The following is a 16,276-nucleotide window of genomic DNA, read 5'->3' as shown; positions in this document are numbered from 1 at the left end:
GAGGGTGAGAGGTTACATTCTCACCGAATAGGGCATGGTCATCCAGCAGGTTGGGGCGGCTGCCAGATCCAGGATTTGTTGCCGTTGTGTGCTCCTCCGGACCTTCGAAGGCGGCTGGACGGATTCGGATTTTCCGGCCAGCGATGAAACCTCTCACCCTCCCACCGCTTCGCGGCGGGCCCCTCCCTCTCTCAATGAGAGAGGGTGTTTCGCGTCCGCCAACCACCCTAAGCTGACGTGAGCAATGGCGGCTCCGGGGCGTTGCGCCGATCGATCGCATTTCGCTTCGGTGCGAAAGCGCGAGCGATGAAAGGACGGTGGGGGCTTACTCTTCCCGACCTCCGTCGGAAACAGCAGACCGTCTTCAAGCATCGCGCGGATTTCATCCGCATCCATCGTGTCGAACTCGTCGGGAATGGCCAATTCGCCGTCCAGAAAGCCAAGGCGGCGTAGCTGACCGGGATGGTCCTCCGGGCGGTCGGGTGCGGGCATGGAATTTCTCCGCCGAGCTAGGCGGTGAAGTCAGTCTACCTCATCGTGCCTCGATCTCCGATTGACCCGCCGTCACGGACCCGTCAAACACCCCCTCGGACCAGATGGTCGGGCGGCCGCGGTCTTCGCAAGAAGGTCGAGGAAAGTCCGGGCTCCACGGTGACAAGGCGGCGGGTAACGCCCGCCGGGAGCGATCCCAGGGATAGCGCCACAGAAAGCAAACCTCCTCCCCTCGGGGCGGGAAGGGTGAAAGGGTGGGGTAAGAGCCCACCGCGGACCTGGCAACAGGGACGGCATGGCAAGCCCCGCCTGGAGCAAGACCGAATAGGGACCCCGCGCCGGCCTCGCGTCGGATAGGCCGTCACTGGTTGAGAGGGTCCGGGTAGGTCGCGAGAACCGTCCCGCGAGGGGCGGTCCAGAGGAATGGCCGTCTCGCGGTCGTCTTTCTTTCGGGAGGGGCGGACGTCAGACAGAACCCGGCTTACAGACCATCTGGTCCATTTCGCGCGCCAGAATGGGGACCGGCGCATGCGCTGGTCCCCAGCCGCCACCTTTCGCGAAAGTGGGTTTTACCGCCGCTTGTCCACCGCGCGAGCCGGGTCGATGCGCTCATTCCCGTGTTCGCAAGGCGTTCAGCGAGTCTAGCGCCAGCCGAAGTCTTAACATGTTCTGTGTATGTTCTGTTGATAGATTCACGGGCTCTGTGAACACCCGCCGCGACACCTTTGTTTTCGCGGCGAAACGCCTGTTGGTGTCATTGTCTCCCAATCAATCCCATGTTAACCCAGTTCTGCCGGAGCGAACGTGTCAGGGCGTCCGGCGGCGGGCTTTTCGATAGGGGTAGTGGGGTGTTTCTCTCGACGTTCGAGAAGCAGCTGGACAGCAAGCGGCGCATCGTTGTGCCGCAGGATTTCCGCGCCACGCTCTCGGGCCCGTTCGACGGGATCTTCTGCTTTCCTTCCATCGAAGCCGATTGCCTTGAAGCTGGCGGGAAAAGCTTGTTTGACCGTTACCAGGGCGTGATCGAGGAGCTGCCTTTCGGCGACCCGCTGCGTTCGGCCCTCGAGGTCAGCGTGCTGGGCGGCATGGCCAAGCTGTCGTTCGACACCGCCGGCCGCATCACGCTTCCCGACACCCTGTGCGAGATGTGCGGCCTGACCGACTGGGTCGCCGTGGTCGGCCTGGGCGAGCGGTTCCAGATCTGGTCGCGCGAGGCCTTCCAGGCCCACCGCGCCGAGCAGCGCGAACTGGCCCGCGACGGCTTGGCCGCCATGCGCGCCCAGCAGCGCACCGCGCGGATCGGCGGCGTCGCATGACCGAGCTTTCCGACACCCCTCCCGAGGCCGCGCCGCACGTCTCGGTGTTGCTGGGCGAAGTGGTCGGCGCCCTGGCGGCAGGCCCTGGCGACGTGGTCATCGACGGCACCTTCGGGGCTGGCGGCTACACCCGCGCCATCCTGGCCACCGGCGCGACGGTCATCGCCTTCGACCGCGATCCCAGCGTCCAGCGCTTCACCGCCGAATTCACCGCGACGGCCAATTCCGCGACGGCCAATTCCGCGACGGCCAATTCCGCGACGGATGGTCGCTTTCGGCTGATCGAGGACCGTTTCTCGCAAATCACGGCGTATCTGGAGGATGCGTCGGTTGACGGCGTAACCCTGGATCTTGGCGTGTCTTCCATGCAGCTCGACGAGGCCGAGCGCGGCTTTTCCTTCATGCGCGACGGTCCGCTGGACATGCGCATGGGCGCCGACGGCCCCACGGCCGCCGACCTCGTCAACGACCTGGACCAGGTCGAGCTGGCGCGCATCCTCTACGTCTATGGCGAGGAGCACGCCTCGCGCCGCATCGCCAGCTTCCTGGTCAAGCGCCGGGCCGAGCGGCCCTTCACCCGCACCCTGGACCTGGCCCATGTGATCGAGCGCGCCCTGGGCGGACGCAAGGGCGCCAAGGCCCATCCGGCCACCCGCTCGTTCCAGGGCCTGCGGATCGCCGTCAACGCCGAGCTGGAAGAGCTGGAGGCCGGGCTGGTCGCCGCCGAGCGGGTGCTGAAGCCGGGCGGCCGGCTGGCCGTGGTCACCTTCCATTCGCTGGAAGACCGCATCGTCAAGACTTTCCTGGCCGAGCGGGCCGGGCGCACGCCCGGTGGCTCGCGCCACGCCCCGCCGGTCGAGGTGGGCGCGCCGGCCAGCTTCCAGCTGATCTCGTCCAAGGCCATCGCGCCGGGCGAGGCCGAACTGGCCGTCAATCCGCGCGCCCGCTCGTCGAAGCTGCGCGCCGCCGTGCGGACGCAGGCTCCGGTGTGGAGTGACGCCCGATGAGCCTGTCGAGCATGTTCGATCGGCGCATACGGGGCTTCCGGGTGGTGGAGCTGGTTTGCCTGTGCCTGCTGATCGCCTTGGTGTTGGGCGTCTACATGGCCAAGACCTTCGCCGGCCGCGAGCGCGCCGAGATCGCCTCGGTCGAGCAGCAGATCGTCGATGAGAAGGTCCGGGTTCGGTTGCTGAAAGCCGAGGTCGCCTACCTCGAGCGCCCGGGCCGCATCGAGCAGTACGCCGCGAGCCGAAACCTCGGGCCAATCAAGCCTGAGCACGAAACCACCGAGGACGCCCTGATCGACCTCGCGCGCAATGCGCCCGTCGCCCACGCCCCGGCCGCGCCGTCGGTCAGCGCGGCCGGGGCGGCGGCCACCGCCGAGGCGCCCGAGGCGACGCCCGACGACTATCCGCCGCCCCAGCTCTCGTCTCAGCCGGCTCCCGCAGAGGCTCCGCGATGAGCCTGTCCAATCTCGCCCCCGGCGGCGCACCCCGCGCCTGGCGCTGGCTGATCGAGCGGGTCTGGCGGCTGGAGCACGCCTTCGAGCGCTCGCGCGCCGCAGCCCGCCCGGAAGACGACACCCGCATCCGCATCTTCTTCGTCATGGCGATCTTCGGCCTGGCCTTCACCGTCCTGGCCCTGGGCGCGACCTGGGCGGCGGTGTTCTCCAAGGTCGGCGGCAACAGCTATCTGGCCTCGACCGCGGGCGCGCGCGGCGACCTGGTCGATCGCAACGGCCAGCTCCTGGCGGTGGATCTGACCCACTACGCGCTCTATGTCGATCCCAAGGAAGTCTGGGACGCCAAGGCCACCCGCGTCACGCTCGCCAAGGCCCTGCCGCAGGTGCCGGTCAAGCGGATCAACGAAGCCGTCTCGGGTCCGCGCCGCAGCTTCGTGCTGGGCGGCATGACGCCCGCCGAGAAGGGCGCGATCTTCGACCTGGGCCTGCCGGGCGTGCAGTTCGAGGAACAGGCGCGCCGGGTCTATCCGCTGGGCGCCAGCGCCGCCCACTTCATCGGCTTCGTCGACAAGGGCGGCCTGGGCCTGTCCGGGGCCGAGAAGGCGCTGGACAAGACCGTGCGCGACGCCGCCGCCAAGGGTCCGGACGGCGCCACGGCGCTGTCGATCGACCTGCGCGTCCAGGCCGCCCTGGAGGACGAGGTCCGCAAGGCCGCGATCGAGTTCCAGGCCAAGGACGCGGTCGGCATCGTGACCAACATCCATACCGGGGAGATCCTTGGCATGATCAGCTATCCGGATTACGACCCCAACCAGCTGAACCAGGCGTCCAGCGAGCAGATGACCAACCACGCCGCGGCCTCGGTCTATGAGATGGGTTCGACCTTCAAGGCCTTTACCGTGGCCATCGGCCTGGACACCGGGGCGGCGACGCCGGCCTCGACCTTCGACGCGCGCGAGCCGTTCAAGCTGGGCTACCGGACGATCCACGACTTCCACGCCGCCAAGAAGATCCTGACCCTGGTCGAGGTGTTCCAGCACTCGTCCAATATCGGCACCGCCATGCTGGCCGAGCGGATCGGCGGCGAGCGCCTGAGCCGTTATTTCAACGCCCTGGGCCTGACCAAGCCGGCCAAGGTGGAGCTGCTGGAATCGGCCCGCCCCCTGACCCCGAAGAAGTGGGACGACGACGCGGTGGCCTCCACCTCGTTTGGCCACGGCATCAATGTGTCGCCTCTGGCCCTGGCCCAGGCGATGGGGGCGCTGCTGAACGGCGGAACGCTTCAGCCGCTGACCATCCTGAAGCGCGCGCCGGGCGTGCGCCCCGAGGCGCCGCGCGCGATCTCGGAGGAGACCTCGCAACAGATGCTGAGGATCATGCGCGCCAACGTCACCGGCGGCAGCGGCAAGTCGGCCAACATCCCGGGCCTGACGGTGGGCGGCAAGACAGGCACGGGCGAGAAGTACGATCCCGCGCTCAAGGGCTATAACCACCAACGCCAGGTCTCGTCGTTCGCGGCGGTTTTCCCCACCGAGGGCCCGCTCGAGGCCGATCGCTATTTCGTGCTGGTCCTGCTGGACGAGCCAAAGGGCAACGCCAAGACCTCGGGCTTCTCGACCGGCGGCTGGGTGGCCGCGCCGGCCGCCGGCCGGGTCATCGACCGCATCGCGCCGTTCCTGGGCGTCAAGCGCCAGGCCGACATCTTCACTGTGGCCCAGTCGCCGAAAGCTGCACCGGAGGCGGGACTTTGAGCAAGACCCTTTCCCAGATCCTCAACCGGCCCTGCGTGGTCGATCCCGTCATCACCGGGGTCACCGCCGATAGCCGCAAGGTGGCCGACGGGTTCCTGTTCGCGGCCCTGCCGGGCAGCAAGGCGGACGGCCGCAGTTTCATCGACGGAGCCATCGCCTCGGGCGCCGCCGCCATCCTCGCTCCGGACGATGTCGACAGCCTGGCGGTCCCGACCGTCCACGCCGGCGACCTGCGCCGCGCCTATGCCCTGGCCGCCGCCCAGTTCTGGAGCGAGCAGCCGCAAACCTGCATCGCGGTGACCGGCACCAACGGCAAGACCTCGGTCGCCGGCTTCGCCCGTCAGATTTACGCCCGCCTCGGCCACAAGGCCGCGAGCATGGGCACGCTTGGAGTCGTGGTCAGCGCGCCGGGCGTCGCGGACCAGCAACTGACCCCGCCCGGCCTGACCACGCCAGACGCCGCCGATGTCGCCGAGATGATGGCCAGGCTGGCCGGCATGGGCGTGACCCACCTGGCGGTCGAGGCCTCGTCGCACGGCATCGACCAGCGGCGGCTGGACGGCGTGCGCCTGGCCGCCGCCGGCTTCACCAACTTCACCCAGGACCACCTGGACTACCACGGCACCATGGGCGCCTATCGCGCGGCCAAGCTGCGGCTGTTCGAGACCCTGCTGCCGCGCGCCCGCACCGCGGTGCTCAACGCCGACAGCGACGCCTTCCCGGCCTTCGCCTCGGCCGCCGTCACCTCCGGCCAGACGATCCTGTCGGTCGGCCATGATGGACAGGGGCTCAAGCTGGTCTCGCGCACCCCCGTGCCGGAGGGCCAGCGCCTGAGGATCGCCGCCCAGGGGCGGGAGTTCGACGTGCTGCTGCCGCTGGCCGGGGATTTCCAGGCCTCCAACGTGCTGGTCGCGGCGGGCCTCTGCCTTGCGACGGGCGAAGACCTCGAGGCGACGATCGCCGCCCTCGAACATCTCGAAGGCGCGGCCGGCCGGCTGCAGCGGGTCGGGACCGGCGCGCGCGGCGGCGAGGCCTATGTCGACTACGCCCATACCCCCGACGGCCTGGAGACGGTGCTGGCGGCCCTGCGCCCTCACACCCAGGGCAAGCTGATCGTGGTGTTCGGGGCCGGCGGCGACCGCGATCGCGGCAAGAGGCCCCTGATGGGCGAGATCGCCGCGCGCCTCGCCGACGTCGCCATCGTCACCGACGACAATCCCCGCTCCGAAGAGGCGGCCTCGATCCGCGCCGCCATCCTGGCCGCCGCGCCGAGCGCCCAGGAGTTTGGCGACCGACGCGAAGCCATCCGGGCCGGGGCGGCGCTGCTGTCTAACGGCGATGTGCTGGTGGTGGCTGGCAAGGGTCACGAGCAGGGCCAGCTGGTGGCCGGCGTGAACCATCCGTTCGACGACGTCACCGAAACCGCGAAGGCTTTGGAGGCGGCCCATGTCTAACGCCCTCTGGACGGCTGACGAGATCGCCGGCGCGACCCACGGCCAGGTGCTGGGGGCCTTCGAGGCCACCGGCGTATCGATCGACAGCCGCAGCATCGCGCCAGGCGACCTGTTCGTGGCCCTGTCGGGCGCCCGGGACGGTCATGAGTTCATCGTCCAGATCACTGACAAGGGCGCGGCCGGGGCCCTGGTCTCCAAGCCCGTCGCCACCCCGGCCGTGCTGGTCGAGGACACCTTCCTGGCCCTGGAGCGCCTGGGCGTCGCCGCCCGCGAGCGCGCGCCCCAAGCGCGGCGCGGGGCGGTGACTGGCTCGGTCGGCAAGACCAGCGTCACCCGCGCCGTCGAGGCGGGCCTGCGCCGCGCGGGCAAGGCCCACGCCTCGGTCAAGTCGTACAACAACCATATCGGCGTGCCCCTGACCCTGGCGCGCATGCCGCGCGACACCCAGCGCGCGGTGTTCGAGGTCGGCATGAACCACAGCGGCGAGATCATCCCGCTGTCGAACTTCATCCGTCCGCACGCGGTGGCCATCACCACGGTCGGCCCGGTGCATCTGGAGAACTTCGCCGACGGCGAAGAGGGCGTCGCCCGCGCCAAGGCCGAGATCTTCGCAGGTCTCGAGCCCAACGGCGTGGCGGTGCTGAACGCCGACAATCCCTGGTACAGCTTGCTCAAGGCCGAGGCCGAGAAGGCCGGGGCCGAGGTCTGGAGTTTCGGCACGGGCGAGGGCGTCACCGCGCAACTGACCGCGTTCGCCGCCAGCGCCCAGGGCGCGACCCTCACCGCCGTGCTGCGTGGCGAGACGATCCAGTTCCCGATCCTGCAGACCGGCGTCCATTGGGGCCTCAACAGCCTGTGCGTGCTGCTGATGCTGGAAGCTCTGGACGTCGATCGCGACACCGCCCTGGCGGCCCTGGCCGAGTTCGAGCCGATCGAGGGGCGTGGCGCCGAGCGGGTGGTCAAGATCCCGGGCGGAACCTTCACGCTCGTGGACGAAAGCTACAACGCCAACCCGATCTCGATGCAGGCGGCGCTGAAGACCCTGGGCGCGCGCCAGGTGGCCGGCCGACGCATCGTGGTGCTGACCGACATGCTGGAACTGGGCCCGCAGAGCGGTCGTTTTCACAGTGAGCTGGCCACGCCGATCGCCGCCGCCGACATCGATCTGGTGTTCTGCGCCGGACCGTTAATGAAATCTTTATGGGAAGCGCTACCGCCGACTCGACGCGGCGGCTATGCCGAAAGCGCCGCCGAACTCGCGCCTCTGGTCGTCTCGGCGATGAGGGCGGGCGACGTGGTGATGGTAAAGGGTTCGAACGGGTCGCGCGCAGGAGCCGTGGCGGCCGCGCTCAACGCGCTCAACGCGCTCGACCTCGAAGGACGGGGCTGATGCTGTATTTCCTCTACGAGTTCCTGTCGCGAGGCGGGCACGAGCATGTGCCGGTCCTGAACCTGCTCAAGTACCTGACCTTCCGCACCGGCATGTCGATGCTGACGGCCTATGTGGTGGCCGTGGCCATGGGCTCGCGCTTCATCCGCTGGATGAAGGCCAAACAGGGCAAGGGCCAGCCGATCCGCACCGACGGCATCGCCCGCCACATCACCGAGAAGGCCGGCACGCCCACCATGGGCGGCTTCATGATCCTGGCCGGCCTGTTCGTCGGCTCGCTGCTGTTCGCCGACCTCAAGAACGTCCATGTCTGGGTCGTGCTGGTGATCACCGGCAGCTTCGGCGTGCTGGGCTTCATGGACGACTACGCCAAGGTCACCAAACAGACCACGGCGGGCCTCTCCAGCATTCAGAAGTTGATCGCCCAGTTCGTCGTCTCGATCATCGCCGCGGTCGTGCTCATCCTGTTCGCCCCCAAGGAGTCGATGACGCCCGGGCTCGAAACCTCGATGGTTTTCCCGTTCTTCAAGGCCCTGGTGATCAATATGGGCTGGTTCTACGTGGCCTTTGCCGCCGTCACGATCGCCGGCTTCTCCAATGCGGTGAACCTGACCGACGGCCTGGACGGCCTGGCCATCGTGCCGGTGATGATCGCCGCCTCGACCTTTGGCCTGATCACCTACCTCGTGGGCAACTACAAGTTCGCCGACTATCTGAACCTGCATTTCGTGCCCGGCGTCGGTGAGTTGGCCGTGGTCTGCGGCGCGATCATCGGCGGGGGCATGGGCTTCCTCTGGTACAACGCGCCGCCCGCCAAGATCTTCATGGGCGACACCGGATCGCTGGCCTTGGGCGGGGCGCTGGGCGCCATTGCCGTTTGCGCCAAGCACGAGCTGGTCCTGGGCATCGTCGGCGGCCTGTTCGTGGTCGAGGCGCTGAGCGTCATGATCCAGGTCGGCTACTTCAAGAAGACCGGCAAGCGTATCTTCCTGATGGCGCCGATCCATCACCATTTCGAGAAGCTGGGCTGGGCCGAGTCCACCGTCGTGATCCGTTTCTGGATCGTGGCGATGATGCTCGGCTTCCTCGGCCTCGCCACCCTGAAACTGAGATAGGAAGGGGCGCGCCATGATCCCGGTCCGCGGTTTCGAGGGCAAGACCGTCGCTGTGTTCGGCTTGGGCCGGACAGGGCTGACGGCTGCTCGCGCCCTGATCGCCGGCGGGGCCAAGGTGGCGCTTTGGGACGAGAAGCCCGAGAGCCGCCAGGCCGCCGTGGCCGAGGGCCTGAACGTCGTCGATCTGTCGACCGGCGACTGGAGCGACTACGCCGCCCTGATGCTGTCGCCGGGCGTGCCGCTGACCCATCCCAAACCGCACTGGACGGTGGGCAAGGCCAAGGCGGCCGGGGTCGAGATCCTGGGCGACATCGAGCTGTTCGCCCGGACGGTCAACGCCGCGCCCGAGCACAAGAAGCCGAAGATCATCGCCATCACTGGCACCAACGGCAAGTCGACAACCACGGCCTTGATCGGCCACATCTTCACACAGGCCGGCCGCGACACCCGCGTGGGCGGCAATATCGGCGAGGGCGTGCTGGGCCTGGAAGACATGCACGGCGGCGCCGTCTATGTGTTGGAACTCTCGTCCTACCAGCTCGACCTGACCACCAGCCTGCACGCCGACGCCGTGGTGCTGCTGAACATCTCGCCCGACCATCTGGACCGTCACGGCGGCATGGACGGCTACATCGCCGCCAAGCGCAAGATCTTCCAGAACCAAGGCAAGGGCGACACCGCGATCATCGGGGTGGATGATCCGTGGTGCCAGCAGATCTGCACCGAGATCACCGCCGCCAACCGCCGCACCATCTGGCCGATCAGCGCCGGCAAGGCCATGGGCCGGGGCGTCTACGCCCTGCAAGGCATGCTGTACGACGCCACGGGTGACCGGGTGACCGAGATGGTCGACCTGTTGCGCGCCCGCAGCCTGCCGGGCCGCCACAACTGGCAGAACGCCGCCGCCGCCTACGCCGCCGCCCGCGCCCTCGGCCTGACCACCCAGCAGGCCTGCGACGGCCTGATGAGCTTTCCGGGACTGGCCCACCGGATGGAGACCGTCGCCAAGATCGGCAAGGTCCGCTTCGTCAACGACAGCAAGGCCACCAATGCCGACGCCGCCCGCCAGGCGATGTCGAGCTATCCGAAGTTCCACTGGATCGCCGGCGGCGTGGCCAAGGCCGGCGGCATCGACGTTCTGGTCGATCTGTTCCCGCGCGTCGCCACGGCCTATCTGGTCGGCGAGGCGGCGGAGGATTTCGGCAAGGCCTTGGAGGGCAAGGCCCCGGTGCGCCAGTCCGGCGACATCGCGACCGCCGTCGCCGCCGCCTATGCCGACGCGGTCGCTAGCGGCGAGGAGGCCATCGTGTTGCTATCGCCCGCCTGCGCCTCGTTCGACCAGTTCGCCGATTTCGAGCAGCGGGGCGAGGCCTTCCGCGTCGCGGTGATGGGCCTGGGCAAGCCGGCCGCCAAGCGGGCCTGACGGCGGCGGCGGAACCAATCACGCCGCTTTACCGTTGCCTGCCGCATGTACCTTTGCGCGCCGGGGGGCGAATAGTGGACCCACAGTCCCACAACATCGCGTCGCAAGACGACGACGGGCGCGATAAGCTTCTCGTCGATGCAATCACCGATTATGCCGTCTACATGCTCGATCGGGACGGCCGCGTCAGTAGCTGGAACCCCGGCCCCGAACGGTTCAAGGGCTACCAGCCGCACGAGGTCATCGGCCAGCACTTTTCCCAATTCTACACCCCCGAGGATCGCGAGGCCGGTGTCCCCGCCCGCGCGCTGCACCAGGCGGCCACCGAGGGGCGGTTCGAGCAGGAGGGTTGGCGCCTGCGCAAGGACGGTGGCCGCTTCTGGGCCCACGTTGTCATCGACCCGATCCGCCTGCCGTCTGGCGAGGTGGTGGGGTTCGCCAAGATCACCCGCGACCAGACGGAACGCAAAGCGGTTGAAGAGGCCCTGCGCAGCAGTGAGGCGCAATTCAAGCTGCTGGTCGAAGGCGTTACCGACTACGCCCTTTACATGCTGGATCCGGACGGCCACGTCGCCAGCTGGAACGCCGGCGCCGCACGGATCACGGGCTACGCCGCCGATGAGATCATCGGTCACCATCTCTCGCGTTTCTACACCGAGGAAGACCGTCTCGCGGAGGGGCCCGAGCTCGCGCTGCGGACCGCCGTCGCTGACGGTAGGTTCGAAAAGGAGGGGTGGCGGCTTCGCAAGGACGGGAGCTGCTTCTGGGCGCATGTGGTCATCGACGCGATCCGTGACGACCGCGGGCGGGTGATCGGATTCGCCAAGATCACCCGCGACATCACCGAACGGCGTAACACTCAGCGGGCCTTGGACCATGCGCGCGAAGCCCTGTTCCAATCCCAGAAACTGGAGGCGATCGGCCAACTGACCGGCGGCCTGGCGCACGACTTCAACAACCTGCTGATGGCGGTGCTGGGCAGTTTGGAACTGGTGCGCAAGCGATTGCCCGTCGATCCGCGGATCACGCCGCTGATCGACAACGCGATCCAGGGCGCCGAACGGGGCGCGGCGCTGACGCAGCGCATGCTGGCCTTTGCGCGAAAGCAGGAATTGCAGCTGCGCGCGGTGGACATCGCGACCCTGGTGCAAGGCATGACGGGGTTGCTACAGCGATCCATAGGGCCGTCCATCCATCTGCAAACCCAGTTCCCGGACGACCTGGCCTGGGCGTTCACCGACGCCAACCAGCTCGAAAACGCTTTGCTGAACCTTGTGGTCAACGCTCGGGACGCGATGCCGACAGGCGGCTTGGTCAGGATCGAGGCCACCAATGAAAGGGTCGACCAGCAAGTGCTCGCTGGCCTAGCGCCGGGTGGCTATGTCCGACTGACCGTGACCGACACGGGCGAGGGCATGGACGCCAAGACGGCCTCTCGCGCCACGGAGCCCTTCTATACGACCAAGGGCATAGGCAAGGGCTCGGGCCTGGGGCTTTCGATGGTCTATGGCCTGGTCGAGGAGTCCGGCGGCCGGTTGATCCTCCATAGCCAGCTCGGTGAAGGCACGGCCGTGGAATTGTGGTTGCGGCAAGCCAGCCCCGAAGACCAGCAACGCGTCGTCACCGACAATCTGGAAGCGCTTCATCGCGACGAGATCGGCTCCCTGGTCGTTCTGGCGGTCGATGACGACGAACTGGTGCTGATGAACACCTCGGCCATGCTTGAGGAACTCGGTCATCGGGTTCTGAAGGCCTCGTCGGGCGCGGAAGCCTTGGCGACCCTGCAGCGCGAAGCGGTCGATCTGGTGATCACCGACTTCGCTATGCCACACATGACCGGAATCCAGCTGGCTGAAGCGATGCGCGCGCGGAACGCCCACATCCCCGTGTTGCTCACGACCGGATATGCTGAATTGCAGCCGGGAGCCGGGGCCAACCTGCCTCGCCTGGCCAAGCCGTTCGGACAGGACGACCTCGAACGCGCGGTCCGGCAGGCGGCCGGCTCCACAGGGCGCCGGGCGGCGGAATAGTCGCCGCGCGGCGTGGTGTCTCGGCCGATCGAAACACTCGCTTAACCCTAAACTCCGACCTTCCGACGATGACGTTCCAGACCGCCCACGCCTTTGCCCGCACTGACCGTTCGCGGCTCGGCGTCTGGTGGTGGACGACGGATCGCTGGCTGCTCGGCGCCACGGCGCTGCTGGTCACCCTGGGCGTGTTGTTGTCCTTTGCCTCGAGCCCGGCGGCCGCGGCGCGGATCGGCATCGACGACCAGTTCCACTTCGCTGTGCGCCAGTGCGTGTTCGGGGCGGCCTCGGCGGTGATCGTGCTGTCGGTGTCGATGCTGGGGCCAAAGGGTATCCGGCGCTCGGCCTTCTTCATCTACATCGCTGCCATCGGGGTGATGGCCGCCCTGCCGTTCATCGGCCACAGCGCCAAGGGCGCGGCCCGCTGGCTGCTGATCGGCGGCTTCACCTTCCAGCCGTCGGAGTTCATGAAACCGGCCCTGATCGTGCTGGTCTCGTGGATGTTCTCCGAGGGCCAGAAGGGCGAGGGCGTGCCGGGCGTGTCGATCGCCTTCTTCCTCTATTTCATCGCCGTGGGCCTGCTGCTGATCCAGCCCGACGTCGGCCAGACCGTGCTGATCACCATCGCCTTCGGGGCCGCCTTCTGGATGGCCGGGGTGCCGATCTCGTGGATCATGGGCCTTGGAGCGGTGGCCGTCGGCGGGTTGTGCTCGACCTATTTCCTGTTCGACCACGTCCATGCCCGGGTGCAGAAATTCCTCAGCCCCGACCAGGCCGACACCCACCAGATCACCCGCGCCGCCGAGGCCATCCACGCTGGCGGCCTGTTCGGACGCGGTCCGGGCGAGGGCGTGATGAAGCGCCACGTGCCCGACCTGCACACCGACTTCATCTATTCGGTGGCGGCCGAGGAATATGGCCTGGTCTTCTCCCTGGCCCTGGTCGCCATCTTCGCCTTCATCGTGGTGCGCGGGCTCTACAAGGCCATGAAGCTGACCGACACCTTCGAACAGGTGGCCGCAGCGGGCCTGTTCGTGCTGGTGGGCCAGCAGGCCTTCATCAATGTGGCGGTGAACCTCAACATGATCCCGACCAAGGGCATGACCCTGCCGTTCATCAGCTATGGCGGCTCGTCGATGCTGGCCATGGGCCTGACCCTGGGCATGGCCCTGGCGTTGACGCGCAAGCGTCCGGGGGCCTATGGCGGAGCGGGAGAGTTCGACCAGGCGGGGGCCTTCGGCTGACGCTCCGGAGACCTGTCTTGCCCATAATCCGCTCGCGTTCTGGAGCCGCCCCGAAATGAGCAAGCTTGTCGTCGTCGCCGCCGGGGGCACCGGTGGACACCTGTTTCCCGCCCAGGCCCTGGCCGAGACCCTGAAGGGCCGAGGCTGGCGCGTGGTGCTGGCCACCGACGAGCGCGGCGCGCTCTATGCCGACAAGTTCCCGGCCGAGGAGCGCCTGGCCCTGTCGGCCGCCACCGCCAAGGCGGGCGACCCGATCGGCATGATCAAGGCCGGTTTCGCCGTCACCCAGGGCGTGCTGCAGGCCAAGGCGGCGTTCAAGCGCCTGAACCCGGCGGTGGTCGTGGGCTTTGGCGGCTATCCCGCCCTGCCGGCCCTGCTGGCGGCGGTGACCGAGGGCCGGCCCACGGTGATCCACGAGCAGAACGCCGTGCTGGGCCGGGTAAACCGCTTCCTCGCCTCGCGCGCCACCGAGGTGGCCTGCGCCTTCCCGACCCTGGAAAAGGCCAAGCCCCGCGTCAAGGCTCGCGCCCATGTGGTGGGCAATCCCGTGCGGCCCGAGATCCGCGCCCTCTACGACGTGCCCTATCTGCCGCCCGAGGTGCAACTGCGGCTGCTGGTCACCGGCGGCAGCCAGGGCGCGCGCCTGCTGTCGGAGCTGGTCCCCGAGGCCATCGCCAAGCTGCCCGAGGAGATGCGCGGCCGGCTGAAGGTGCAGCAGCAGTCGCGTCCAGAGTCGATGGAAAGCGCCCGCCGCATCTACGCCAACGCCATGGTCGATTGCGAGGTCGCGCCGTTCTTCCGCGACATGGCCGGCCGCCTGCGCCAGGCGCACCTGGTGATCGGTCGGGCGGGGGCCTCCACCTGCTGCGAGCTGGCCGTCGCCGGCCGCCCTTCCATCCTGGTCCCCCTGAAGATCGCCGCCGACGATCACCAGCGCTTCAACGCCCAACTGCTAGAGGAGGCCGGCGGCGCGGCGGTGTGCCTGGAAGACGAACTGACCGTCGACGCCATGGCCGGCGCGCTCAACGCCTTGCTGAAGGACCCCGCGCGGCTTGGCCGCATGGCCGTGGGGGCGCGGTCGGTGGCCACGCCGGACGCAGCGGAAAAGCTGGCGGACCTGGTGGAACGGACGGCGCGGTAGGCGCCATTTGCCAATCATCCAAAAAACCTATATCTTCTATAGAAGCTATAGGTTCGCCATGCCCAGCCGATCGACCCATCTCGACGAAGATACAGACCTTCTGGTCGCGGAGACCGCGAAGCTGGAGGATCGCAATCCATCCCAGATCATGGCGGCCGCCGTGCGGTGGTATCTGCATCTGACGCCGGGCGCGCGCGATGCGATGCGCCGCATCGAGGCGATCGGCGCGCCGGCCGTCGAGGAGATCGGCTGGACCTTGAGTCGCGCCCTGCTGGAACGCGAATACGCCAACCTCGTCCGGCAGGGCGCGCGGTCGTTGAAAACGACCCTGACCGCCGAGGCGTCCGAGGCGGAGATCATGGCGGAAGCGACGCGCATGACCCTGCGGCCGGCGCGTGCCGACTAGGCTCTGCCTGGACCTCAACGTCTGGCTCGGCGCGATCCTGTCCGAACGGTTGGAGCGGCGCGGTACGGCGGCCCTGACGCTGGTCGAGGCGGTGCGGTCCGGCCCTAGTGCGCGCGGTCCCGTCGCCCTGGTCATTTCGTGGGGCATGCTGAACCGGCTTCGCGAGGTTTTGATCCGCTTTGATTTTGGCGGCGCGGAGGCCGATCGCCTCATTCAGGTTATCGCGACCCTCGCCCGCGACGGCCCATCCCTGACACTCGGCGGCGTCGGCGTTTTGCCGCTGGACGACGAGGAGGATCGGCACGTGCTGGAGACCGCCTTGGCCGGCGGCGCCGACATGCTCGTCACTCAGAACTTGAGAGACTTCGCGGGCCACGACGTACGGACCTTGATCACGGACCGATGGCACGGTGTCGAAACCTCCGCTGGCAAGCTGCTGATCGCCCACACCTACGCCGCTGCCGCTTGGCTGCGGGGCGAGGATTTCCCCGCCGAAGTGCGGGCGTTCCTGCAGCGCTAAGGCTCCGCACCTGTTGCGATCACGGGCCGACCGAGGGTTACAGCGTCTTCGACGCTGGTCGCCACCGACACGCTCGCATAGGGCCGCCAGCCGTCGCAGACGACCTTGGCCACCGCGTCGTCGGCGCCGCCCGTCGGGATCGCCGCCGCCGGACGCTGGTCGCCGCTGATCGGCCCCTCCTTGCCGCCGACCCGGACGCTGGAGAACCCGGCATGGGCGATGGTGCGGGCGTCGCAGTCGATCACCTCGTAGCGCCAGCCGCCCCAGAAGGCCTCGGTCCCGGCGATGAAGCCGTCCTCGGCCACCTGCAGCACGCGCAAGCGCGCCGTGCGACCCGTCCAGGTGACGCCGCCCATGTCCACGAAGGCGGCGAAGCGGCCGACGTCGGCCAGGCGCAGCTCTTGCGGCGCCTGAGCCAGGGCGGGAGAGGCGAGGGCGATGACGCCTCCCCCGAGCAACGCGGCGAAACGGAGGAGGAGAAGAAAATCCACGGCGCCTGCACCAAACATCCCGTTCCACCCCGTCGCCAAATCGT

General features: G+C 68.1%; 15 protein-coding genes and 1 other RNA gene. 14 read left to right on the top strand and 2 right to left on the bottom strand.

Translation table 11 applies throughout. From position 1 onward, the window contains the following. Positions 1 to 153: 153 nt before the first annotated feature. The gene (locus ACP7AG_RS16500; RefSeq protein ID WP_426032128.1) at positions 154 to 492 is read right to left on the bottom strand and encodes a hypothetical protein; all 339 of its coding nucleotides are present in this window, start codon (positions 490 to 492) and stop codon (positions 154 to 156) included. Positions 493 to 592: 100 nt separating this feature from the next. Between ACP7AG_RS16500 and rnpB the strand changes: the two genes are divergently transcribed. The 14 genes from rnpB to ACP7AG_RS16430 all read left to right on the top strand — a co-directional run bounded on the left by rnpB (position 593) and on the right by ACP7AG_RS16430 (position 15,741). Next, an RNA gene (rnpB, locus tag ACP7AG_RS16495) (RNase P RNA component class A) lies at positions 593 to 992 on the top strand. 348 nt (positions 993 to 1,340) lie between these two features. Further along, positions 1,341 to 1,808, top strand: coding sequence for a division/cell wall cluster transcriptional repressor MraZ (locus ACP7AG_RS16490; RefSeq protein ID WP_426032126.1), 468 nt, complete (start codon positions 1,341 to 1,343; stop codon positions 1,806 to 1,808). Continuing rightward, a complete protein-coding gene (gene rsmH / locus ACP7AG_RS16485) occupies positions 1,805 to 2,815 on the top strand; it encodes a 16S rRNA (cytosine(1402)-N(4))-methyltransferase RsmH (RefSeq protein ID WP_426032124.1) in 1,011 nt (336 codons plus the stop codon). Before ACP7AG_RS16490 ends, rsmH begins: the two co-directional genes overlap by 4 nt. Beyond that, positions 2,812 to 3,270, top strand: a complete 459-nt coding sequence (ftsL, locus tag ACP7AG_RS16480) for a cell division protein FtsL (RefSeq protein WP_426014193.1) — start codon at positions 2,812 to 2,814, stop codon at positions 3,268 to 3,270. The genes rsmH and ftsL overlap by 4 nt, the downstream gene beginning before the upstream one ends. Beyond that, positions 3,267 to 5,021 (top strand): peptidoglycan D,D-transpeptidase FtsI family protein, encoded by a 1,755-nt coding sequence (locus ACP7AG_RS16475; RefSeq protein ID WP_426014192.1) that lies wholly within the window; start codon positions 3,267 to 3,269, stop codon positions 5,019 to 5,021. Before ftsL ends, ACP7AG_RS16475 begins: the two co-directional genes overlap by 4 nt. Then, positions 5,018 to 6,475 (top strand): UDP-N-acetylmuramoyl-L-alanyl-D-glutamate--2,6-diaminopimelate ligase, encoded by a 1,458-nt coding sequence (locus ACP7AG_RS16470; protein WP_426032122.1) that lies wholly within the window; start codon positions 5,018 to 5,020, stop codon positions 6,473 to 6,475. Before ACP7AG_RS16475 ends, ACP7AG_RS16470 begins: the two co-directional genes overlap by 4 nt. After that, entirely contained in the window at positions 6,468 to 7,865 is a 1,398-nt protein-coding gene (locus tag ACP7AG_RS16465; RefSeq protein WP_426032120.1) for a UDP-N-acetylmuramoyl-tripeptide--D-alanyl-D-alanine ligase, read from the top strand. The genes ACP7AG_RS16470 and ACP7AG_RS16465 overlap by 8 nt, the downstream gene beginning before the upstream one ends. Continuing rightward, positions 7,865 to 8,980 (top strand): phospho-N-acetylmuramoyl-pentapeptide-transferase, encoded by a 1,116-nt coding sequence (gene mraY / locus ACP7AG_RS16460; RefSeq protein ID WP_426014186.1) that lies wholly within the window; start codon positions 7,865 to 7,867, stop codon positions 8,978 to 8,980. Before ACP7AG_RS16465 ends, mraY begins: the two co-directional genes overlap by 1 nt. 13 nt (positions 8,981 to 8,993) lie before the next feature. Next, on the top strand, positions 8,994 to 10,403 hold the full coding sequence (gene murD, locus ACP7AG_RS16455; RefSeq protein WP_426032118.1) for a UDP-N-acetylmuramoyl-L-alanine--D-glutamate ligase: 1,410 nt from the start codon (positions 8,994 to 8,996) through the stop codon (positions 10,401 to 10,403). 74 nt (positions 10,404 to 10,477) lie between these two features. Further along, a complete protein-coding gene (locus tag ACP7AG_RS16450; protein ID WP_426032116.1) occupies positions 10,478 to 12,433 on the top strand; it encodes a PAS domain S-box protein in 1,956 nt (651 codons plus the stop codon). 68 nt (positions 12,434 to 12,501) lie between these two features. After that, the gene (gene ftsW, locus ACP7AG_RS16445) at positions 12,502 to 13,674 is read left to right on the top strand and encodes a putative lipid II flippase FtsW (RefSeq protein WP_426014181.1); all 1,173 of its coding nucleotides are present in this window, start codon (positions 12,502 to 12,504) and stop codon (positions 13,672 to 13,674) included. Between the two features lie 55 nt (positions 13,675 to 13,729). Next, positions 13,730 to 14,815 (top strand): undecaprenyldiphospho-muramoylpentapeptide beta-N-acetylglucosaminyltransferase, encoded by a 1,086-nt coding sequence (murG, locus tag ACP7AG_RS16440; RefSeq protein ID WP_426014178.1) that lies wholly within the window; start codon positions 13,730 to 13,732, stop codon positions 14,813 to 14,815. A gap of 58 nt (positions 14,816 to 14,873) precedes the next feature. After that, positions 14,874 to 15,221, top strand: coding sequence for a hypothetical protein (locus tag ACP7AG_RS16435; RefSeq protein ID WP_426032114.1), 348 nt, complete (start codon positions 14,874 to 14,876; stop codon positions 15,219 to 15,221). Then, positions 15,211 to 15,741, top strand: coding sequence for a PIN domain-containing protein (locus tag ACP7AG_RS16430; RefSeq protein WP_426014176.1), 531 nt, complete (start codon positions 15,211 to 15,213; stop codon positions 15,739 to 15,741). The genes ACP7AG_RS16435 and ACP7AG_RS16430 overlap by 11 nt, the downstream gene beginning before the upstream one ends. Here the strand turns inward: ACP7AG_RS16430 and ACP7AG_RS16425 are convergent. Then, positions 15,738 to 16,232, bottom strand: a complete 495-nt coding sequence (locus ACP7AG_RS16425) for a hypothetical protein (RefSeq protein ID WP_426032112.1) — start codon at positions 16,230 to 16,232, stop codon at positions 15,738 to 15,740. The genes ACP7AG_RS16430 and ACP7AG_RS16425 overlap by 4 nt on opposite strands. Between the last annotated feature and the right edge of the window lie 44 nt (positions 16,233 to 16,276).

This window comes from Caulobacter sp. DWP3-1-3b2, from assembly GCF_049896325.1.
Taxonomy (GTDB): domain Bacteria; phylum Pseudomonadota; class Alphaproteobacteria; order Caulobacterales; family Caulobacteraceae; genus Caulobacter.
Note: the sequence above shows the minus strand (reverse complement) of the source record. Positions and strands in the feature narration are given on the sequence as shown.